Source organism: Brevibacillus sp. JB24b, from assembly GCF_051713385.1.
In the GTDB taxonomy this organism is placed as follows: domain Bacteria; phylum Bacillota; class Bacilli; order Brevibacillales; family Brevibacillaceae; genus Brevibacillus_B; species Brevibacillus_B laterosporus.
The window spans coordinates 776,026-795,588 of the sequence record NZ_JBNVQV010000001.1; the positions used below are offsets into that span (position 1 = coordinate 776,026).

The following is a 19,563-nucleotide window of genomic DNA, read 5'->3' on the forward strand; positions in this document are numbered from 1 at the left end:
TGATTCTACGGATAAAAAGCCTATAAAACATTGGTTTCCAGTACCTGAATTATACTGGTCGATCAAGAAGCAAAAAACTGCTGAGAGATTTGTTATTGCCTATATGAAACGGAATTTTCCTAAGTGGAAACCAATTCAGATTGCTGGCAAGAAGGTTCTAGCAGAATTAAAGGAGAGTGAAGCCGATGGAGGTTAAACGAGTAAGGATTGTTGATCGCTCCAATTGGGGTAGATGTGGACCTTATCCTTGGATTAGATCAGTATATGTAGCTTGGGTTTGCCCTTATTGTGGGGAACCAATGGGGGAACCACATCCTCATAGCTTTCATGAGGATGGCGAGTGGTATGTATGTGATGTGTGGAGCAATCCGTGCGGGCACGTTGCCACTTACAGTGAATTAACGATTTTAAATCATGTACCAGACAATAAATAAGACCCCGCGCCAACGGAGTCTTTGGGTGAAACGCTTGCTTGGATTCGTTATACCTAGCGTAGCGGAGTAACCATAAAAAATCAAGAGGAGTGAGCTGAACTGCTTGACCAAATATATCAATTACGTGGTATGCGTTGGCAAGTTGTGAACTCTTTCAGCAAGAACAAGGAACAATGGGTTTCCCTGAGATGTCTAGATAAGCACAAACGAGAATGGGACATGCCTATATCGTTCTTAGAGGTCGTAGGGGACCGGAGAGTGTCATAAAGGAGGTGCGTTATTTGTCCAACGGCGGATGGATCAAATTGCATCGTAAAATTAGGAAAAACTCAATTTTTAACAACTTTGAGTTACTAAGGATGTTCCTTATTTGTTTAACGGAGGCCAGTCATAAAGAGCAAGATTTACTATGGGACAAGCAAGCGCTACACATTAATCCAGGCGAGTTTGTAACCGGAAGAAATCATATTGAAGAACTATATAATCAAGGGCTTCCTAAGAAAAATCATAAGTCAGGAAAGACTCTCATGAGATGGATTGAAAACTTTGAAAAAGCTGGTTTTTTGTCCATCAAAACGACCAACAAATATACGGTTGTGAAGCTAGTTAATTGGGAGCTTTATCAAGGTAATGACTTAGAAAAACGTAATGATAATGTCCAGCAAATGTCCAACAATTATCCAGCAAATGACCAGCAAATGTCCACAAACAAGAAAGAAAAGAATGTAAAGAACTTAAAAGATTCTAGTCCTAAACGAATTTATGACGAAGAATCAGATGCTTATATTTTAGCTAAATATCTACGGGACCGTATTCTCCGATGGAAGCCAGATGCAAAGGTTCCGAACGAGTCACCAGAAGGTTTGGTGAAATGGGCAGATGAGTTTCGGAAACTCATGGAGTTGGACAAGCGCGACAAAAAGGACATCCAGTTAGTTATCCAATGGGCTACAGACGACACTTTCTGGCAGACGAACATCCTTTCAGCAACTAAGCTACGGAAACAGTATGACCAACTAGAGGCAAGGATGAAACAAAAGGTAGTTCGGATGCCTTCTACGGATGGTGGGAACAAAGCACATAAAAGCCCTGCATACGAAAAGTTTGACGAGGAGTTGTTGAAAGCATGGGATTAGAAGTAGAACAAAGCGTGAATGTAAAGAACTTAAAAGATTCTAGTCCTAAACGCAATCGCATTTATGACGAGGGATCAGATGCTTATATTTTAGCTAAATATCTACGGGATCGTATTCTCCAATGGTACCCAAACGCAAAGGTTCCGAGCGAATCGCCTGAGGGCTTAATGAATTGGGCAGATGATATGCGTAAGCTCATGGAGTTGGACAAGCGCGACAAAAAGGACATCCAGTTAGTTATTCAATGGGCTACAGACGACGCTTTCTGGCAAATTAATATCTTTTCAGCAGGCAAACTCCGAAGGCATTATGACAAGTTGTGGGCACGAATGAGATAAGTAGTTCGGAAATCAGGTACAGACGGTAGGGAAAAACGAATGAATAAGTTTGACGAGGAGCTGTTGAAAGATGGGATTAGAAGCAGAACAAAGCGTACTCGGTTGTATCTTGATTGATGGTCGTTTAATCAAGGAGGTCGCACTAACACCGGATCAATTTTTTCATCCGCAACACCAAATTATTTTCAAAGGGATGATTTCGCTAGATGCAAAAGGTAGTGCAATCGACATTGTTACCTTAACAAAAGAACTATATGACCAGCTTATAGTGTTTGGTGGACCTACATATTTGACGGATATTCAATCTAGCGTTCCAACCATACACAACCTATCTCATTACATACGAATCGTAAGGGATGCGTGGAAGATCAGACAAGCTAAGGAGATTGGGTCAAATCTATCTTTTCTTGCCAATGAGGGCGGAGATGTAGAAATAATCTCGGAAGCTATACAAGGGCTTTCGAATCTGGAACAGTCCGGTACTTTCGGTGCAGTCAACAAGCGAAAGATGCTCATGGAGATGGGAGACCGTTTGCACGAAGCAGTTGAAAAAGGAATATCTTACGGATACAAAGACCTTAACGCGGTGACAAACGGCTTTAAGCGCAAGGGAGGAGACCTCATCATTCTTGCTGCTAGACCGAGTGTAGGGAAAACTGCTTTTGCCCTAAATGTTGCTAACAAGGCAAGTGGATCAGGTGCAATAGTTCCCTTTTTCTCTCTTGAGATGAGCGCTGAAAGTTTATTCAAACGCATGGTTAGCGAGATAGCTATTATCGACTCATGGAAACTTCGTGATCCAAAACGTTTTTTGTCTGATGAAGAACACGCTAAGTACATGGAGGCTTTATCAATCATTGATCGATTGCCACTAGAAATATTCGACCAACCAAATTGCACCATACCGGACATGGTGGCTGCTTGCCGGAAACTACGTAGAGACAATCCAGACAAACCAATGGTTATTATGCTTGATTATCTACAATTGTTGAAATGGCATAGAAAGGCATCGAATCGAGTTGAAGAGGTAAGCGGAATGTCGCGGGAGTTAAAGATTATGGCACGTGAATTAAAAGCTGATGTTGTAGCTTTATCGCAGCTAAGTCGGTCTGTCGAACAAAGGCAAGACAAGCGTCCTATGCTATCCGATTTAAGAGAATCAGGCTCCATTGAACAGGACGCAGACAAGGTGATGTTTCTCTATCGTGATGATTATTACGACAAGGAGACAGAGAACAAAAACATTGTGGAAGTCATTATAGCTAAACATAGAGACGGTCCGACGGGAACAGTAGAATTGGCTTTCTTAAAGGAGTACGGGAAATTTGTTGCTCTTGAAAGAGTTCGTAACACGAATTAGAGGAGTGAATACGTGTGAAAATCGAAACAACTGTGATTGTTCCGATAGGACAAGCCTTACCCGTAGTAGGTGAAGTTGTTCCGGCGGTTGATCCTATTACCTCTCGATTGTGTGACATCAAAGTTACTAGGCTTCAAAACATAAAATGGATTGTTCAAGATGAAGCATCGTTACTATCGGTGGATGTGTGCGGCAGGAAGGTTAAGAAAAAAACGGTTCCCACCAATATGAAACAAATGGACGTGTACGATTATTTGCAATACGAAATGATCGGATAAGGAGATGGAAATCGAATGAATTACGGCTTTACATGGATAGATATTGACGATGCTCAGGCATTGAGGCAGTGGGCGGAGAAAGCGAGTAGGGATTGATGGAACTAGATTCTTTTAAAACGCAGACTAACAAATCATTAAAAAAAGAAAAAAGAGGCCATCGAGGTTTCTCGATAGCCTTCAATTAGAGTAATGACTGATCATTTTGTATTTTAGAAAATTTTCCCAATTGCTATAGACGCACTTACAACTGCAGGACCTCCACCTGATACACTATTATTTAATGTAGTACCTCCATCAATGTTACGTAAGGTAAGAATATCGCCTGCTGTAAAAGTTGTGATAACTAGCCCGCTGTAAGTTTGGTTACCTGAACCAGATCCAAAATTTGAGCCTGGTATTTGTGCTGCGCCATTGAATAAAGCAAATGCGGAAGTGCCCTGTTGAGGAAATACCTCATAAATAATGAGGTAAGTACCTGTTTGATTAATGGTAATGGGGGCAGTGCCTACAGTGTGGGTAACAAAACCCGGAGGCGTGATGTTTCCATTTGTATTAAAAGTGACCGCAGCATTTGCTGCTAAGGTTTGCGCTGTTGTGTCATATATATTTGCGACACCTAGAATACCTGGACCAGTGGCACCAGTAGCCCCGGTAGCCCCGGTAGCCCCAGTGGCACCAGTAGCCCCGGAAGCACCAGTGGCCCCAGTAGCCCCGGAAGCACCAGTGGCCCCAGTGGCCCCGGAAGCACCAGTGGCCCCGGAAGCACCAGTGGCCCCAGTAGCCCCGGAAGCACCAGTGGCCCCAGTGGCCCCGGAAGCACCAGTGGCCCCGGAAGCACCAGTGGCCCCAGTAGCCCCGGAAGCACCAGTGGCCCCGGAAGCACCAGTGGCCCCAGTAGCCCCGGAAGCCCCAGTGGCCCCGGAAGCACCAGTGGCACCAGTGGCCCCGGAAGCACCAGTGGCCCCGGAAGCACCAGTAGCCCCGGAAGCACCAGTGGCCCCGGAAGCACCAGTGGCCCCAGAAGCACCAGTGGCCCCAGTAGCCCCGGAAGCACCAGAAGCACCAGTGGCCCCAGAAGCACCAGTGGCCCCGGAAGCACCAGAAGCACCAGTGGCACCATTAGGTATATTAATATCTACCTTTGTTTTGCACTCGAAGTCGCTATCCCCACAGGGCGAATAACGTTTTCTCTTACATCTACAGTGTCTATGTCCACAATTCCGACAGCATCCATGGTTACTCAAATGGCATTCCTCCTTTAAAAAAAATTTATAAATAATCATATGTTTAAAGGAAAGATGTTGATTGGGCTACTTACACACCAATCATTACTTTTGAGAAGAGCAGAAACAGGATGAAATGGCAATTGGATCAGAACAGGCGTACCGTTATAAATTACTCGCTAAGGAAGGGAAATAGATTGGCACGTTGTATAAATCCAGCCCGAATGAGAAAGTGTTTGCCATTCTAAGTGCACCAGAGATACTTGTTTTGTAAAGGAAATGGGATTATCCAGAAGCTAAAGCATTGGTCAGATTTATTGAACGGGGGAGCGGGATGCTATTTGACTGAGACACACCGTGAGATTCGAGGCCGATGAATTAGAAGGCTTAACGGAAGTTAAACAAGAGGAGATAGTACAGCAATACTTTGATCAATGGCTTTGGGACAACATTCATACTAGCAGGGAAAGGGAGTGATGAAAATGAATGAAATCAAACGGATTTATTTGAAACAACTAATCGAAGCAGCTTATCGGATGGCTTTTAGCCTTTCAAATAAAGAGGAAGAAGAGTTGACTGTCCAAGAAGAGCGTTTGTTAAATGCTGTTACTCACTGCTCTGAGTTTAATATCTCAAGTGAATCAGTAAATGATGTCGGTAGAACAGTCGCAGTTTTTACAAACACAAGCCATGTTGGTAACTATGAATACTATGAGATTTTCGGAAAACGAGACTTGGTATCGACCGGAACGGTAATAGAGCTAAATGATAAAAAGTACGTTGTACTTAACGTCATGTTGAAATCGGACAAACAAATTACTTTAGAGGTGGGGCAAAATACAAACTATTTAGGGTTAACGAAGAATATCCAGAGTACATCGTTGCTCAGACAGCAGACGAGGCTCTAAATGATCATAACGAACGTGGTGGAAAAGATTCTGCGGTAACGATGGATGAGGTTGAAGAGATATCGCTTGATATGGTTGGTAACTTCGAACAAGAGGATGGTAGCCGCAAGCTAATGAGCTTTCGAGATTATATTGGACAAGATTTTGTTTATGAAGAGCCGACGCTCATTTGCTGGAACGATTGATATAACTCACATCACTTGTGATAAGGGAGGATGCGGAATGAACTGGAAAGGGCAGCAGCTAAATACGGTAGGTGACTTACTATATAAAGGCATTATAAAGTGTGAAACTCCAAAAGAAGCACAAGAATTTATGCAACAGTATCGAGCCGAAAATGAACATGCAGATAGCAACGTTGGTTATCTAAGTGGCTACTGTTCAATTGAAGAAGCAAAACGGATTAAAGAGTGGTTTGGGGTAAAGCATCCCATATTTGATTGAAGTAAAACTGCCATAAGGAGGATTAGTAATGGCAACCAATTACGATAAATTATTCAAAGATTTGAAAGAAGCGAACGAAATCGCTTGCCAAACTGTTGCCCAAGTCACTGAGGGAGGTAGTGCAAACCTAGATTCTGTATTTTTGATAATCCCAAGAGCCCGTAAAATATCAGTATTGGACGCAATCGAAAGGGCAGGATTGTACTGCCTGGGGAAAAGAGAGTGGATTGGGAAGGGTTACTTCATCACACCTACTTGTGGTGGTCAGGGAGATAAGCGCGCAAAGGCTGTTAACGTAATGGCAAAAACGCTAAACGATCTTGGTTGGGAAGCATTAACTTTTCAAAGGATTGATTAGAAAAGGAGGAAGCCAATGAACAGAGTGAGTGAGAACCAATCTGACAAACTTATCCAGTTCAATTTTATCCGGCTTGAACGCAATAAAGAACGAAAATGCACTTGTGAATTCCGTAAATACACCGTGGATACGGTTAATCGTGAAATCACTTGCGAGTGTGGCATGGTTGTAGATCCATTTGAAGCAATGTTGGATATGGCAAAACACTACGATCACTTGAACTATCAGCATAGACTCATGGAAGAGCAAAGATTGCAATGGTTCAAAGAAAAGCCACATTCAGTTTTGTTTAAAAACCTTGAACGGTCTTATCAAAAGGGAAAAATGCTGCCTTATTGCCCTTCATGCCAACAATTATTTGACTTCAAGGATGTGACGGGTTTCGGAAACGCAGAATTTTATCGTAAGCTCCAGAAAAGGAATGGTGGCAGCCAATGAGTAGAGAGATTGACGCTAAGACATAAGAAAAGCCCCCGTTAGGAGGCAATTCTATTAATTAGGGAAGGATGCAAGTATCTGGATACTTTGGATTTGGGCAATAAGGTTTATCTTTGCTAGCAGCACTTACAGCACCCGAAACAGCCATAACCATCATGACTGTAAAGGCGATAGCTAAAAACTTTTTCATATTCTCACCTCCAAACATAATAGATTATAGAATGTTCTGACAATAATATATCATATTTGTAATTATTTGGGAATCTATGACAACAAAAAAGCTCCCTCATCGGAAGCCATGGAATATACGTTCGTCAAAACTATTATACCATGAGCAGATGGTAAGGGGGAGCGAAAAATGAGCACAGTTGATTTACAAGTACCAATAGAAAAAGGGGTACGGATTATAATTGTAGAGGATGGTAGTATAGTCGATAACTTAAAATTAGAGCCGTTTCAAAAGCTCACAATCGTTACCCAAAACGATAAAGTGCTAGACTCAGAAAAAATAACAAGAAAAAGATACAGATAAATAAGCCTGACCGAGAAGCGGAGGGCACTAGGATATTCCACTACATGTGGTTTGTCTTAGTGTCCTCTTTTTATTTTGCCTAAGGAGGGATAGGTATGACAACCAAGCCTTGTAAACAAAAAAGCACAAAGAAAGAGCAGCTATCTATGAAAGAGTTAAAGCGCTTGATGGGAGACACCACTCGCACTCAGTTTTTACGAGATAAGTCAAATCGAAAATAATTTAATCTACCAAGGAGGCGCTGTTTTATGCAGGACCTTTTGAGAGAGTATGAATATACAAAAATGCAATTGGAAGCTAAAAGAAGACTACTAAAAAAAGAAAATGCATCAAAAGAAGAAATAAACACCAGTGATATAGAACTGCTTGGCGAAATGATTAGTAGTGTTGATTTTATTATCGAATGGATTGAAACAGGTAAGCGCCCAGGGATGAAACGAGGGATAGAACGAAGAGCTGCTTATCAGAAAGAAATTCTAACTGATCCTATTACTATGCAGTCATATGTGAATAATGGGCTTGCTGGTAGTCCAGCTAATATTACAGATAGTCAGAGAAAAGAATTAGAAGAAGCTCTTTCTATATTGAGTGAAAGAGAAAAGGAATGTTATATCATGGCACACGGTCGAGGTTATACTCACCGTGAAATATCAGAAATAATGAAATTAGCACGTGGAACTGTAGCGAAATATATAGTTCGTGCACAATTAAAAATATCGAAATATATTGCATTAAAAAAATAAAAATCATACGGTCTATCCAAAAATTAGTTGGATAGACTTCTTTTTTTGTCTAGCAAATGCCACCTATAAGTAAGAGAAAAAAATTGACTCAACTATATTGTGTAATATTTTGATTCTGATTAACGACACCAAGGCTTCAAGGGTAATTTTCAGTAGTTCAAAAAGTGATCAAAAAAAGTGACAAAACGAAGAAGTGTTGAGAGGAGGAAAAGAAGTGGAAACCGTACAGCCCATTAGAGACAGAGAACAGATCAAAACGATGAAAGTTTTGCTAGGTCATCGGAGTAAACGGGATCTGCTTCTTTTCGTCCTGGGTATCAATAGTGGCTTGCGAATTAGCGATATTTTGAATATGTGTGTATGTGATGTAATCGACAAGAAGGGCAGAGCGGCAAAGTTCTATGAGCTGAGAGAAAAGAAGACTAAGAAGAAGAAGCGGTTTCCTTTTTCTGAACAGATCAGGAAAGTGATTGAGGACTATCTTGCGGATTACGACGGTGATAGGAACAGACCACTATTTGTCAGTCAAAAACGGGCAAGGGATGGAACGTATAGACCGATAACCAGACAACGAGCATGGATAATCCTTAATACGGTGGCAAAGCGGATTGGAATTACTGATAATGTCGGTACCCATTCGCTTAGAAAAACGTTTGGGTACCACGCTTATCAAGAGGGAGTTTCTATAGAGGTTCTACAGCGGATATTCAACCATTCTGACCCAAGAATAACGCTAGATTACATTGGTATCACTCAGGATGCAATAGATGATGTTTATCGAAGATTAAATTTATAAGTGAGGGAGATATTGATGACGGGAATGGAATTGAAACTTAGAAGAGCTGAGCTGTTACTAAACTATTTGAATCTACTTATTGAACTTGATAAAACAACCTTCGGCTATAAAAGCGAGATTGAAGAATGTATTAAGGCAATAAAAGATGATCTGCAAATAACGAGGGGTTACAATGGCAAAACGATCCAGTAAGCCGTGTATGTTTCCGAGATGTCCAGAGCTGACAGAAGGCCAATACTGCATAAAGCATAAAAAGGATACAGGACAGAAGTATAACCGAGAAAGAGGTACTTCATCACAACGTGGCTACGACAGTAGATGGAGGAAGGCAAGAAAGTCGTTCCTTTCTTCCAATTCATTGTGCGTTCATTGCAAAGAACAACGAAAGTTAACAGTAGCAACAGTTATAGACCATATCATTCCACACAAGGGTGATATGGTTCTATTTTGGGATGAAAAAAATTGGCAGTCTTTGTGTGCTTCTTGTCATAGCAGAAAGACAGCGAAAGAAGATGGTGGGTTTGGAAATGGTCAAAATTGTTGATCTAAACTTGGATGGTCATAATGTGTTACAAAGCAAAGGGTTATTGAGATTAGTAAAAAAGTGGTTTTTGAGGGGACAGGAGCAACAATAAACATGAGAATAAATGTTTATTGTTGCTCTTGAAAGAATAAATATTATATTAATAGCTTTTTTTCTTAGGAGCCTGTTGGTTGAATAGTTTCATTAAATGCTGAAATTTTTCAGGATTATTCAGCATTTCAGGAAGTAAGATTTCCATCATTTTAGCTTCAGGAGCCATTGAATTTTTTTGAATTGCCGAAACTATTCCTTCTAGATCGGATTGCTCTTTGTTTTTTATAGTTACATGAAGATTCTCTACTCCATCTTTAATGTCCAAAAGGAGAGAAAAGATTTGTTGATTAACCTGATGTACTTGACTTACTTGGGGGCTTTCAGCCAGTTGACTAGTGGAGGAATCTTCGCTTTCTAAGCCAACAGTTTTAATAGTCTCAATCAGCTTTTCTTTTGCCTCAGCCAGTTTATCTGGATCAGATAATTTATAAAAGATAGTCCTAATAGCAGAAACATCAAATGGTAAGTCCTGACCCGCTTCAATAAGTTGAATAAGGGGTTTTCCTATTGCGGCTCGGTATCCAGCTTCATAAAAGGCATTTGGGTTATGCTCAGTTAAATCAGCAATGACTAGATCGGAAGCTTTTAAATGCTCAATGATTGTTTGATTAATTGTATCGGTATCGTTAATTTTATCAACACGGATTGCATTATAGCCACATTGTTCACATACCGGAGTTAAGATATGTTTGTATACCTGATCAGAACGTTTACGTGTATCTGATCCCTCATGCCCAATTGGACTCACAATAAAACAATTTTTCAAAATAATCATCTCCTGTTAGTTGATAGGATATAGAAAGTTCATTTCGACAAAAAGTCGGAAAATCCTACCATAGAAGTATTTTCTTTTCCTGATAATATGACAAATTACATTAAATATAATGACGATTGGGCATATGTTCTGCGATTTTTGTAAGGAGCTATTTCTAGCTCAATAGGAGAGACCCCCTAGCTAAAAAAACTAAGGGTAACGTATTATAGACCGCGTCCCCCTTTTCTGTAAACAAAATTCCCTAAATGAAATTTCAGAGAGGAGGAATAGAATGGCAAGACCAAGGCAACCGATTAACCTTTTGCTTTATAAAGGCAAGAAAAATCTTACAAAACAAGAGATAGAGGAGCGAAAGCAACAAGAAGTAAGAGCACCGAATAATAAAGTTAAGGCTCCTGCATATCTAGAAAAAGAGTTAAAAAAAGAGTTCAATAAAATCTCTTCTGTCTTACTTGAGATAGGAATTATGAGTAATTTAGATGTTGATGCTTTAGCTAGATTTCTCATTTCAAGAAAAATGTATCTCCAAGTTACAGAGGAAATTTTAGCGAGAAGTCCTGTTAAAACATTCATGGAACCAGTTAAGGACGATGAGGGCAAAATAATAGGCGTAAATGAAATTGATGTAATAAGCGAATCATATTCCGAATTGTTACAAATGCAAGATAGGCTATTCAAACAGTGCAGACAAGCTTCCAGCGATCTTGGGCTAACCATCTCATCTCGATGCAAACTAGTAATTCCAAAGAAAGAAGACAAAAAGCCGTCTGAGTTTGATAGAAAGTTTGGTGATTTATAGCAATGAGACAGTGGCTTATTGATTACTGCAAGGATGTTTTAAGTGGAGAAATTGTCGCTTGTCAAAAACACAAGCAGGCTTGTCAAAGATTCCTTGATGACATTGACCGAGAAGGCACTGGAGATTTCCCTTATATTTTTGATGAGGAAAAATCTATTCGATTTCTAGAATGGATGACTCTTTTCAAGCATACTAAAGGGGTTTTAGCAGGCAAACATATTCAACCACATGATATTCAAGTATTTGTTTTCTCTAATATCTATGGTTGGGTGCATAAAGATACGGGTTATCGTAGGTTCAAAAAGGCTTATTGGCAAGTGGGAAGAAAAAATGCAAAGTCACAAAGTTTAGGTTGCGTAGCCACCTACGAAGCTATGGCTTTGGGTGAAGGTATGAGTGAGGTATATATTGGGGCCACCAAACGAGAACAAGCTAAAATTGTTTACAAGGAAGCAAAGGCTATGTTAAATGGTTGCCCTGATCTACAAGGGAAATTCAAAGAAGCTTATGGAGAGATTGTACATTTAAAAACAGATTCGACCATTCGAGCGCTATCAAAAGAAGATAAAAAATCAGGTGATGGGTTTAATCCGCAATGCGCCATAATTGATGAATACCACGCACATGATACAAGTGAAATTTACGATGTAATGGATTCAGGGATGGTATCTCGTCCGCAACCCCTACTGATGATTATTACAACAGCAGGAACGAATCTCGGTGGACCATGCTACAGAAGCGAATATGATTATGTATCTAGGCTCTTAAATCCTCATGAACCAATTAAAAACGAGGAATATTTTGCAATGGTGAATGAGTTAGATAAGGATGAAAAAGGAAAGATTATTGACGACATCAAAGATGAAAGTTCATGGGTTAAAGCTAATCCGATAGCCGCGTCTTATCCTGAGGGAATCGCTAACATACGTTCAAAATTGACTGAAGCCTTAGATAAGCAAGACAAGATGGATGATTTTCTAACGAAAAACATGAATGTTTGGATTAATGGCGGGATCAATAGATATATGCGTTTGGATGCTTGGGAAGCCTGTGGAGTCACCAAAGATAAGTTCCCTGTTCTAAAGGGATATGAGTGTTATACAGGAATAGACCTCTCTTCTAAGATTGATTTGACAAGTGTAAGCTTCGAATTTCCTTTGGGGGATGAATATTACGCTATTTTATCCCACTCATTTATGCCAGAAGATACTGTAGCAGTCAAAACAAAAACCGATAAGGTTCCTTATGATCAATGGGTTCGTGAAGGATGGATAACAACTACTCCAGGAGCAGTGGTTGATTATCGATTCATTTTGGCGTATATCAAGAGAATGGTAGAGGAAAAAGGTTGGATACCCAAAGAAAATTGTTACGATCCCTACAATGCAACACAGTTCGCTCAGGAAATGGAGTCAAACGGATATGAAATGATTGAAATCCGTCAAGGTGTTAAAACACTGTCAGAACCAACAAAAAATTTCAGAGAACTCGTTATGGAAAGAAAAATTATTCATGACAGCAATCCTGTACTATCATGGGCGATCGGGAATGCAGTTACTAAAAAAGATGCACAAGAAAATATCATGTTGGATAAAGAGAAATCCACAAACCGTATTGATCCTATTGCCTCGTTGATCAACGCCCATGTAAGGGGAATGTTTATAGACGCTTCAACAGCATTGAATAACCGTATTATGAGCAAAGATTATTCTCTTTAAGGGAGTGGATACCCATTTCATTTCTAAAAAGTATAAGGTTATATCTGGAGCGATTTATTGATGATCTATTTTTTGTGATAGGTCTTTTTTTTATTGTTCGAGCAACCTTCATGATTCATATAATCGCAGGAATGTATGTAACGGGTATGATATTTGTTTTTGCTGGAGTGCTTATCAGTAGGCATCCGTTGAGAAGGTTGCAAAAGAGGTGATAAAACGTGATACTTCGTAGTCTTTTAGGTACTGCTGAGGAATCAGACCTAACGAATCCGGAAAATTGGCTACTAAATATGTTCAATGGAGCTACCACCACAAGTGGTGAGAGAGTGACGGGAAATAACGCTTTGCTTAACAGTAATGTATTTACTTGCGCCTCCATTTTAGGAGGGGATATAGGCAAGTTGCCCCTTCAAGTTTTCCGAAAAACAAAAAATAGAATAGTGAAGGAAAATGATCACCCAGTGGCTTATTTACTTGGGACAAGACCAAACCCTTATATGAGTGCTTATACCTTTAAAGAACTTCTGGAAGTTCACATGGTAGTTTGGGGAAATGCTTACTGTAACATTGAATGGGAGTGGAACGGCAAACCAAAAGCCTTATGGGTTTTAGACCCATCTAAAACAGATATTTTACTAGATCATCAAACAGGGGCACTTTGGTATGTGACAAGTCTTCCTAGCGGGGAACAAAGGAAAATCCCTTGGCATGATATTTTTCATTTGAAGGGCATAAGTAGAAATGGTTTGAAGGGAATCACGCCGATTTCCGTCATACGAGAACAAATTGGTATCCAACAGATGTCCACAAAGTTTTTGGGTTCATTTTATGCAAACGGGACGGCTACTAAAGGAGTTTTGACAGTACCATCAAAACTCGAAAAAGATGCAAAAGACAAAGTTAGAGAAGAGTGGACGAAATTAAACAGCGGCTTATCAAACGCTCATCGAATCGCTATCCTTGATAGTGGTTTAGAGTATAAAAGTCTTGGAATGCCGTTGGAAGATGCCCAGTTTATCGAGACACAAAAATTCGGCATTTCAGAAGTTGCAAAGATTTATAAAGTGCCTCCTCACAAACTAGGTCAATTAGATCGGGCAACATTTAGTAATATCGAGCAGCAGTCTCTCGATTATGTGAAAACGACTTTGCAACCCATTGCAATAAATTGGGAGCAAGAGATTCAGTATAAGCTGTTTACTCAGGCTGAATCCAAAAAATATTACCTTCGATTTAATATGAATAGCGAATTAAGAGGGGATAGTCAAAGTCGTGCTCAGTATTACAAAGAAATGATCGCTATGGGTGTTTACAACATTAACGAAGTCAGAGCTTTAGAAGAACAAGACAGCATAGGAGAATTAGGAGATAAGCATTTAGTGTCTCTTAATTACACAACGTTGGACAATTTAGAGAAGTATCAACTTCTAAAAGCGGGACTTGGGAAAGGAGATGATAAAACTGGAGAATAAAAAAGAGATAAGGTATCTTACCGTACAAAATTTGGAGATTCGAAGCGAAGTCAGCGAAGAAACAACGATGGGAATTGACGGATATGTAGCGAAATGGGATGCTCGTAGCCAGCTTATATGGGGTGAATTTTATGAAAAAATTGCGAAAGGTGCCTTTACCCGAAGTCTCCAAGAAAACACCATTAAGGCTTTATGGAATCATCGGACCGACTATGTGCTTGGTTCGAGCAAAAACTCAACTCTTCGATTATCTGAAGATGATATTGGTTTGAGATTCGAACTAGATTTACCTAATAACAGCTGGGGAAGAGATGCGTTTGAATCAATCACTAGAGGAGATGTAGATGGTGTAAGTTTCGGCATGTATGTCCGAAATGACTCGTGGCTGTATTTAAGGGATGAAGATGTCTATGAGCGTACACTTTTAGACATTAATCTTTTCGAAATATCCCCCACTCCATTTCCTGCTTATCTGGATAGCGAAGTTAGCAAAAGAAGTATCAACGAATTAGGAATCACCACAAAAGAACAACGCAAGTTAGAGAAAGAGAAACTATTATTGGAGCTAGACCTGTTAAGCATTTGACAGGTCTTTTTTCTATCTAAAAAAAGCGAGGTAATGAATGATGGATGAACGCGAAAGAGAATTACGCCAACGTTTGGAAGAACTTTTATTAGAATCTCGTAGCCTTATGGAAAGTGGCAAGATGGAGGAAGCGAAGGCAAAAAAAGAAGAAGCTCGTTCAATTAAGGAACAAATTAAGACGTTAGAAGAATTGCGAGATATCGAAAAATCTGTAAGTGTAACTAGTAAGTCTAATCTCATTCCTCAAGCAGGGGATGAGGAAAGAAGCTTGGATCACCATTCTATATTCATGAAAGCCTTACGGAATAAACCACTGGATTCTGAAGAACGCTCGTTGCTTGAAGCTAAAGAAGCAGAAGTCAGAGATATGTCTGGTGTTACAGATGAAGATGGTGGACTTGTTATCCCAAAAGACGTTCAAACCAAAATCAATGAGCTTTCTCGTTCGTTTGATGCCTTGGAACAATTCGTGACAGTGGAGTCCGTAAATACTCGTTCTGGTTCCCGTGTATTAGAAAAAAATGCTGATATGGTTCCGTTTGCCGAAGTGGATGAAATGGGAGATATCCCTGATACAGACAGCCCTAAATTCAGTAAGTTAGAATATACGATTAAAGATCGAGCGGGTATCCTGCCGTTATCTCGTAGCTTGTTGCAAGATAGCGACCAAAACATAACTACCTATGTACAAAATTGGTTGGGAAAAAAATCGAAAATTACTCGCAACACCTTGATCCTAAATGAACTTAAAACTTTAAAGAAAAAGGCATTAGCAACTGTAGACGACATAAAAGATGTGCTTAATGTTGACCTTGATCCGGCTATTTCTGCTGGTGCTATCGTTTTGACAAATCAGGACGGGTACAATTATATGGACAAGCTCAAAGACAACGAAGGAAAGTATTTGTTACAACCTGATCCTACTCAGTCTACCCGTAAAACATTGTTTGGAAAGACGGTTGTTGTTGTGTCGAACCGATTCTTGCCGACTACATCTAAGAAAGCACCGTGCATTATCGGTGATCTAAAAGAGGCAATTGTATTATTTAAGCGAGAGCAGATGGAACTAGCTTCTACAGAGGTAGGAGGAAAAGCGTTTGGTCGTAATACCTTGGATGTTCGAGCTATTCAAAGGGACGATGTGAAGTTATGGGACACAGTAGCAGTAGTTTTCGGTGAATTAAATATTTCTACGCCAGCTACTTAATAGACTTGTTTTCGGGGTGATTCATGATGGATTTAGATAAGGTAAAGGGATATCTGAGGATCGACGGGAACGAGGAAGATGATACGCTGCGGATGATTTTCTCCGCAGCAGTTATTTTTCTTCAGAGGGCGGGAATAAAAGAAGATTTTTCTGATGAACTTTATTGTCTAACGGTATTGTTATTGGTATCTCATTGGTTTGAGAATCGCCAGCTAATTGGAAAGAGTGATCAAATGCCTTACGCATTAGATAGCATGATATTTCAACTCAAATATAAAGCTGGTGGGTAATTATGAATCCTGGAGAATTACGACACAGAATTGTAATTGAAGTAAGAAAAGATAATAAATACGTAGAGTTTATAAAAGCTTGGTCCAAAATTCGTCCTCTGAATGCAGAAGAAAAGATAAATCGTCCAGATATAGAACAAAGTGTGTCTCATGTAATTGAGATTCGGTACAGAAAAGGCATCACGTCCATAATGAGAGTCAGGTTTCGAGACCGTTGTTTTGGTATCGAATCTGTGTTAGACCCAGACGAACGAAAAAAATCTTTAAATCTTATGTGCGAAGAACTACTTCCTCTCGTCGATGTAATTAAGGTTCTCAGAAAAGCTCCAGTAAAAAATGAGCGAAACATAGTCAATATGGATAATTCTATTACTCATCACATTCAAGCATGTATCACAGGCATAGAAGATAGTTTTAAACGTTATGAAAATGAACCTATTGAATGGGGCAGAAAAGCCGAGATTATTTGTGATTTAAGCGAAGATATCAAAACAGGAGACACCTTAACCTTACTCGGCGAAGGTGATTTTTTCGTTGTCGAGGCTATTCAAGGTAAACATTTTTTAGAAATCACTGCTCACCAAGATAAACGAGGTGCAGAGTAATGGATTTTAACCAGTTACAAAAGCGATTAAGAATGCTACAAGACAAAGATATTAAAAGGATTGAAAAGAAAATCATTCGACGTATCGGTACCGTATTTTTGCGGATGTTACGACAGCAAATCAAAAAGATGGGGCTTGTTGATAGCGGTGAATCAATGAGAGCCTTTATGAAAGGAAAAAGGGGCAACATTTGGATTATGGATGTTGACCGAAACTCATTTACCCTTGAATTAGGAGCTAGTTATTTTGTTCCAAGCCTTTTAAGTGACGGGTATACGATTAAGAAGGGGCATTTCGTGCCAGGGCGCTTCGAAGGAGGTAAATTCATCTATGATCGAAATGCAAAGAAAACCGTAAACGGAAAAGAACGTCCTACAGGTGTATGGATGAAGCCGCGTAGCTTCATTGGCAAAAACTATCTGGATATAACACTTCAAAACTTCCAAGGTGGGATTAAAGGATTGATGGAAGACTTATTATCAAAAGAGTTAAAGAAGGTGCTCGGATAGTGGAAAAAGACCTTTCTACATTAGTAGATTTAGTTAATCAAGCTTACCCTGAGCTTGCCATCATTGTTAATCTCGAAGAGTGGTTATCCGGTTCCTTCGAACCTCCTGTTGCTTTTATCGAAACGCAATCCGTGACGGAAAAAGCCAACAGTTTAACTACTTATCGAGTCATAGCAGACGCTGGTATTGTAATTCATTACCCCAAGGAGAATGGCTACTATAAAACAATTTCATCCGAACCACTGAGAACGATCCTCCGAAAAGAAAAGTACAGTTATCGAGGCAAAACGGACGGTCTACTGATTGATATTAACCCAAGCACATTGGAAATAAACAACAGCAAGAAGGATCGTACAGAAATCACCTTTCGCTTTGAGTATTTACTCACTGTACCAAGAGAAAAAGTTGAAAAGATTAATACCTTCGAGGTAGAGGAGGGATATCATGGCTAAAGCAAAAGAGCAACGAGAAGATACAGCCATCCGACGATTAAAACAGGATTGGATCGAGAGCGCAGGACAGGTAAAAGCAGAACGCTTTGAACTAGTCGGTGCTCTTTTTTATGTCCCTGACGCAGAAGCTTTGACAGAAGATCAGGTAAAAGAAAAACTTGCGAGATATCGAGGTGAAAAATAGATGGCAATTGAACGCGAGCGTCCAGGAGTCGTTATAGAGCTGAAAGCGAAAGCGAAAGAACGCATCTTGCCCAAAAGTGGTATGGTGCTTGTTCCTTATCAAGGTGAATGGGGAGCGACAAATCAACTGGTGACCATGAAGGGATATGAGGAGAGGACTTCAGAGTTATTTGGTTCTGTAGAAACGGTTGAATTAGCGGCCGAAGGCGGGGCAACGATCATTTCCTATCGAATCACGAATGGGACTGAAAAAGTCGCTACATACACCCAAGCTGATTCCCTTACCATCGAATCACGCTATCCAGGGTTAACAGGGAACAGAATTGCTATTTCAATTAGTCCGTCATCTGCCGAACCAGGTAAAAAAGAGCTGGAAGTGAAGGGGATTATTACGACTGAAAAATACTCCTTTGCTTCTGTAGAAGAGCTACTAAAGAAAACAGATCAATCCATTTACATTCGCGTGAAAAAGATAGGAGATCAACCTGTAGAAGACGTTGCTCTCACAACATTAACAGGTGGCACGTCTGGTATGGGGAATTTACAGCCTAAAGACTTTACTTCACTGTTCCTTGCCATTGACGGTGCTAATTTTGATGTCCTTTATCTACCGTCTGATGATCCTGCTATACAGGCCGTCGCCAAGCAGTATATATTGGACAGGGAAAAATTTACGCGAAAACGTAGCACACTTGTTGTTGGTGGAAAAGCAGATCAAGACACGCGAATGGACGCTCATATAGAACGTTCTATCGCTAGCAACTCACGTCGAATTGTCAATTGCGCAATTGCTGGTACACATAATAACGGCAAGACGTATGGAAGCCTAGAATGGGCCGCATGGCTAGCTGGAATGATTGCAGCTACTCCAGCACATATTTCTTTAACGGCTCAGCTCGTACCTATGAAGAGAGCGGCAAAGGATTGGGGACACACTGAAATTCAAACCGCACTTAACTCTGGTACATTGGTTGCCGTTCGTGACGGTGATGTGTACTTGATAGAAAGTGCGGTCAATACCTTAACGACATTGAAAGCAAATGAACGTGAGGATTATGGAAAAATTCGTGTCTCCATGACGATTGACCAAATTGTTAATGATATTAATTCTGTGGGCAAGAAGTACAAAGGAAAATTAAATAACAATGATATTGGCGGGGCCACTTTCGTAGGGGCTGTAAAGACCTATCTCGAAGCTCGTGAGTCGCAGGGAGCGATTGACACAGGGTGGATATTCGAAGACAAAAAGAATGGCGTAGGGGATAAGCGCGGATTCCGTTTAGCTGCCAAACCATTAGATGCGATCGAAATCTTTGACGTAGAATGGGAGGTGCTATAATTC

At 40.2% G+C, this 19,563-nt stretch carries 31 protein-coding genes; 28 read left to right on the forward strand and 3 right to left on the reverse strand.

Features of this window, described 5'->3' with window-relative positions; translation table 11 throughout:
• The first annotated feature begins 185 nt into the window (after window positions 1–185).
• The 5 genes from ACQV1I_RS04135 (at window position 186) to ACQV1I_RS04155 (ending at window position 3,546) form a co-directional block, all read left to right on the forward strand.
• Window positions 186–434 (forward strand): hypothetical protein, encoded by a 249-nt coding sequence (locus ACQV1I_RS04135; RefSeq protein WP_438769064.1) that lies wholly within the window; start codon window positions 186–188, stop codon window positions 432–434.
• A gap of 281 nt (window positions 435–715) precedes the next feature.
• Window positions 716–1,570, forward strand: coding sequence for a hypothetical protein (locus ACQV1I_RS04140; RefSeq protein ID WP_116335413.1), 855 nt, complete (start codon window positions 716–718; stop codon window positions 1,568–1,570).
• Window positions 1,561–1,908: a hypothetical protein gene (locus ACQV1I_RS04145; RefSeq protein WP_116335412.1), complete on the forward strand. Its 348-nt coding sequence runs from the start codon at window positions 1,561–1,563 to the stop codon at window positions 1,906–1,908. The genes ACQV1I_RS04140 and ACQV1I_RS04145 overlap by 10 nt, the downstream gene beginning before the upstream one ends.
• A gap of 70 nt (window positions 1,909–1,978) precedes the next feature.
• On the forward strand, window positions 1,979–3,268 hold the full coding sequence (gene dnaB, locus ACQV1I_RS04150) for a replicative DNA helicase (protein ID WP_116335411.1): 1,290 nt from the start codon (window positions 1,979–1,981) through the stop codon (window positions 3,266–3,268).
• 14 nt (window positions 3,269–3,282) lie between these two features.
• Window positions 3,283–3,546: a hypothetical protein gene (locus ACQV1I_RS04155; protein ID WP_116335410.1), complete on the forward strand. Its 264-nt coding sequence runs from the start codon at window positions 3,283–3,285 to the stop codon at window positions 3,544–3,546.
• A gap of 209 nt (window positions 3,547–3,755) precedes the next feature.
• Here the strand turns inward: ACQV1I_RS04155 and ACQV1I_RS04160 are convergent, their stop codons facing one another.
• Window positions 3,756–4,790, reverse strand: coding sequence for a collagen-like protein (locus ACQV1I_RS04160; RefSeq protein ID WP_201747457.1), 1,035 nt, complete (start codon window positions 4,788–4,790; stop codon window positions 3,756–3,758).
• Window positions 4,791–5,126: 336 nt separating this feature from the next.
• Here ACQV1I_RS04160 and ACQV1I_RS04165 point away from each other — a divergent pair, with 336 nt between their 5' ends.
• The 6 genes from ACQV1I_RS04165 to ACQV1I_RS04190 are packed head-to-tail and all read left to right on the forward strand — an operon-like array spanning window position 5,127 to window position 6,917.
• A complete protein-coding gene (locus ACQV1I_RS04165) occupies window positions 5,127–5,246 on the forward strand; it encodes a DUF7167 family protein (protein WP_438769065.1) in 120 nt (39 codons plus the stop codon).
• Between the two features lie 5 nt (window positions 5,247–5,251).
• On the forward strand, window positions 5,252–5,677 hold the full coding sequence (locus ACQV1I_RS04170; protein WP_147304289.1) for a hypothetical protein: 426 nt from the start codon (window positions 5,252–5,254) through the stop codon (window positions 5,675–5,677).
• A gap of 41 nt (window positions 5,678–5,718) precedes the next feature.
• Window positions 5,719–5,862 (forward strand): hypothetical protein, encoded by a 144-nt coding sequence (locus ACQV1I_RS04175; RefSeq protein WP_161555172.1) that lies wholly within the window; start codon window positions 5,719–5,721, stop codon window positions 5,860–5,862.
• Between the two features lie 37 nt (window positions 5,863–5,899).
• The gene (locus ACQV1I_RS04180; RefSeq protein ID WP_116335408.1) at window positions 5,900–6,121 is read left to right on the forward strand and encodes a hypothetical protein; all 222 of its coding nucleotides are present in this window, start codon (window positions 5,900–5,902) and stop codon (window positions 6,119–6,121) included.
• Window positions 6,122–6,149: 28 nt separating this feature from the next.
• The gene (locus ACQV1I_RS04185; protein ID WP_116335407.1) at window positions 6,150–6,479 is read left to right on the forward strand and encodes a hypothetical protein; all 330 of its coding nucleotides are present in this window, start codon (window positions 6,150–6,152) and stop codon (window positions 6,477–6,479) included.
• Window positions 6,480–6,494: 15 nt separating this feature from the next.
• Complete coding sequence (locus ACQV1I_RS04190; protein WP_438769066.1) at window positions 6,495–6,917, forward strand: hypothetical protein; 423 nt, start codon at window positions 6,495–6,497, stop codon at window positions 6,915–6,917.
• A 58-nt stretch (window positions 6,918–6,975) separates the two neighbouring features.
• On the opposite strand, the gene ACQV1I_RS04195 is transcribed toward ACQV1I_RS04190, so the two are convergent.
• A complete protein-coding gene (locus tag ACQV1I_RS04195) occupies window positions 6,976–7,107 on the reverse strand; it encodes a hypothetical protein (RefSeq protein WP_268878092.1) in 132 nt (43 codons plus the stop codon).
• Window positions 7,108–7,275: 168 nt separating this feature from the next.
• On the opposite strand from ACQV1I_RS04195, the gene ACQV1I_RS04200 reads away from it, so the two are divergent.
• The 6 genes from ACQV1I_RS04200 to ACQV1I_RS04225 all read left to right on the forward strand — a co-directional run bounded on the left by ACQV1I_RS04200 (window position 7,276) and on the right by ACQV1I_RS04225 (window position 9,532).
• Window positions 7,276–7,449 carry a hypothetical protein gene (locus ACQV1I_RS04200; protein WP_161555170.1) on the forward strand — a complete coding sequence of 58 codons (174 nt, stop codon included), beginning with the start codon at window positions 7,276–7,278 and terminating at the stop codon, window positions 7,447–7,449.
• 95 nt (window positions 7,450–7,544) lie between these two features.
• A complete protein-coding gene (locus tag ACQV1I_RS04205) occupies window positions 7,545–7,670 on the forward strand; it encodes a hypothetical protein (RefSeq protein WP_268878091.1) in 126 nt (41 codons plus the stop codon).
• A gap of 27 nt (window positions 7,671–7,697) precedes the next feature.
• Window positions 7,698–8,192, forward strand: a complete 495-nt coding sequence (locus ACQV1I_RS04210) for a sigma factor-like helix-turn-helix DNA-binding protein (protein ID WP_116335405.1) — start codon at window positions 7,698–7,700, stop codon at window positions 8,190–8,192.
• Between the two features lie 214 nt (window positions 8,193–8,406).
• On the forward strand, window positions 8,407–8,988 hold the full coding sequence (locus tag ACQV1I_RS04215) for a tyrosine-type recombinase/integrase (protein WP_201747456.1): 582 nt from the start codon (window positions 8,407–8,409) through the stop codon (window positions 8,986–8,988).
• Between the two features lie 15 nt (window positions 8,989–9,003).
• Window positions 9,004–9,180, forward strand: coding sequence for a hypothetical protein (locus ACQV1I_RS04220; protein ID WP_161555168.1), 177 nt, complete (start codon window positions 9,004–9,006; stop codon window positions 9,178–9,180).
• Window positions 9,161–9,532 carry an HNH endonuclease gene (locus ACQV1I_RS04225; RefSeq protein ID WP_116335404.1) on the forward strand — a complete coding sequence of 124 codons (372 nt, stop codon included), beginning with the start codon at window positions 9,161–9,163 and terminating at the stop codon, window positions 9,530–9,532. The genes ACQV1I_RS04220 and ACQV1I_RS04225 overlap by 20 nt, the downstream gene beginning before the upstream one ends.
• 139 nt (window positions 9,533–9,671) lie before the next feature.
• Here ACQV1I_RS04225 and ACQV1I_RS04230 read toward each other — a convergent pair whose 3' ends face one another.
• Window positions 9,672–10,391, reverse strand: a complete 720-nt coding sequence (locus ACQV1I_RS04230) for a hypothetical protein (RefSeq protein WP_116335403.1) — start codon at window positions 10,389–10,391, stop codon at window positions 9,672–9,674.
• A 280-nt stretch (window positions 10,392–10,671) separates the two neighbouring features.
• Here ACQV1I_RS04230 and ACQV1I_RS04235 point away from each other — a divergent pair, with 280 nt between their 5' ends.
• From ACQV1I_RS04235 to ACQV1I_RS04285, 11 genes are all read left to right on the forward strand, one after another.
• Window positions 10,672–11,199 (forward strand): phage terminase small subunit P27 family, encoded by a 528-nt coding sequence (locus ACQV1I_RS04235; RefSeq protein ID WP_116335439.1) that lies wholly within the window; start codon window positions 10,672–10,674, stop codon window positions 11,197–11,199.
• A gap of 2 nt (window positions 11,200–11,201) precedes the next feature.
• Window positions 11,202–12,917, forward strand: a complete 1,716-nt coding sequence (locus ACQV1I_RS04240) for a terminase large subunit (protein ID WP_438769067.1) — start codon at window positions 11,202–11,204, stop codon at window positions 12,915–12,917.
• 290 nt (window positions 12,918–13,207) lie between these two features.
• Window positions 13,208–14,389, forward strand: a complete 1,182-nt coding sequence (locus ACQV1I_RS04245) for a phage portal protein (protein WP_116335441.1) — start codon at window positions 13,208–13,210, stop codon at window positions 14,387–14,389.
• The gene (locus ACQV1I_RS04250) at window positions 14,370–14,975 is read left to right on the forward strand and encodes an HK97 family phage prohead protease (protein ID WP_116335437.1); all 606 of its coding nucleotides are present in this window, start codon (window positions 14,370–14,372) and stop codon (window positions 14,973–14,975) included. Before ACQV1I_RS04245 ends, ACQV1I_RS04250 begins: the two co-directional genes overlap by 20 nt.
• A 40-nt stretch (window positions 14,976–15,015) precedes the next feature.
• Window positions 15,016–16,182, forward strand: a complete 1,167-nt coding sequence (locus ACQV1I_RS04255) for a phage major capsid protein (RefSeq protein ID WP_116335440.1) — start codon at window positions 15,016–15,018, stop codon at window positions 16,180–16,182.
• 26 nt (window positions 16,183–16,208) lie between these two features.
• Window positions 16,209–16,472 carry a head-tail connector protein gene (locus ACQV1I_RS04260; protein ID WP_161555176.1) on the forward strand — a complete coding sequence of 88 codons (264 nt, stop codon included), beginning with the start codon at window positions 16,209–16,211 and terminating at the stop codon, window positions 16,470–16,472.
• 2 nt (window positions 16,473–16,474) lie between these two features.
• On the forward strand, window positions 16,475–17,077 hold the full coding sequence (locus ACQV1I_RS04265; protein WP_116335435.1) for a phage head closure protein: 603 nt from the start codon (window positions 16,475–16,477) through the stop codon (window positions 17,075–17,077).
• Window positions 17,077–17,586: an HK97 gp10 family phage protein gene (locus ACQV1I_RS04270; protein WP_116335434.1), complete on the forward strand. Its 510-nt coding sequence runs from the start codon at window positions 17,077–17,079 to the stop codon at window positions 17,584–17,586. The genes ACQV1I_RS04265 and ACQV1I_RS04270 overlap by 1 nt, the downstream gene beginning before the upstream one ends.
• On the forward strand, window positions 17,586–18,038 hold the full coding sequence (locus tag ACQV1I_RS04275; protein WP_328207633.1) for a hypothetical protein: 453 nt from the start codon (window positions 17,586–17,588) through the stop codon (window positions 18,036–18,038). Before ACQV1I_RS04270 ends, ACQV1I_RS04275 begins: the two co-directional genes overlap by 1 nt.
• Window positions 18,031–18,222: a hypothetical protein gene (locus ACQV1I_RS04280; RefSeq protein WP_116335475.1), complete on the forward strand. Its 192-nt coding sequence runs from the start codon at window positions 18,031–18,033 to the stop codon at window positions 18,220–18,222. Before ACQV1I_RS04275 ends, ACQV1I_RS04280 begins: the two co-directional genes overlap by 8 nt.
• The gene (locus tag ACQV1I_RS04285; RefSeq protein ID WP_116335476.1) at window positions 18,223–19,560 is read left to right on the forward strand and encodes a phage tail sheath subtilisin-like domain-containing protein; all 1,338 of its coding nucleotides are present in this window, start codon (window positions 18,223–18,225) and stop codon (window positions 19,558–19,560) included.
• Window positions 19,561–19,563 lie beyond the last annotated feature (3 nt).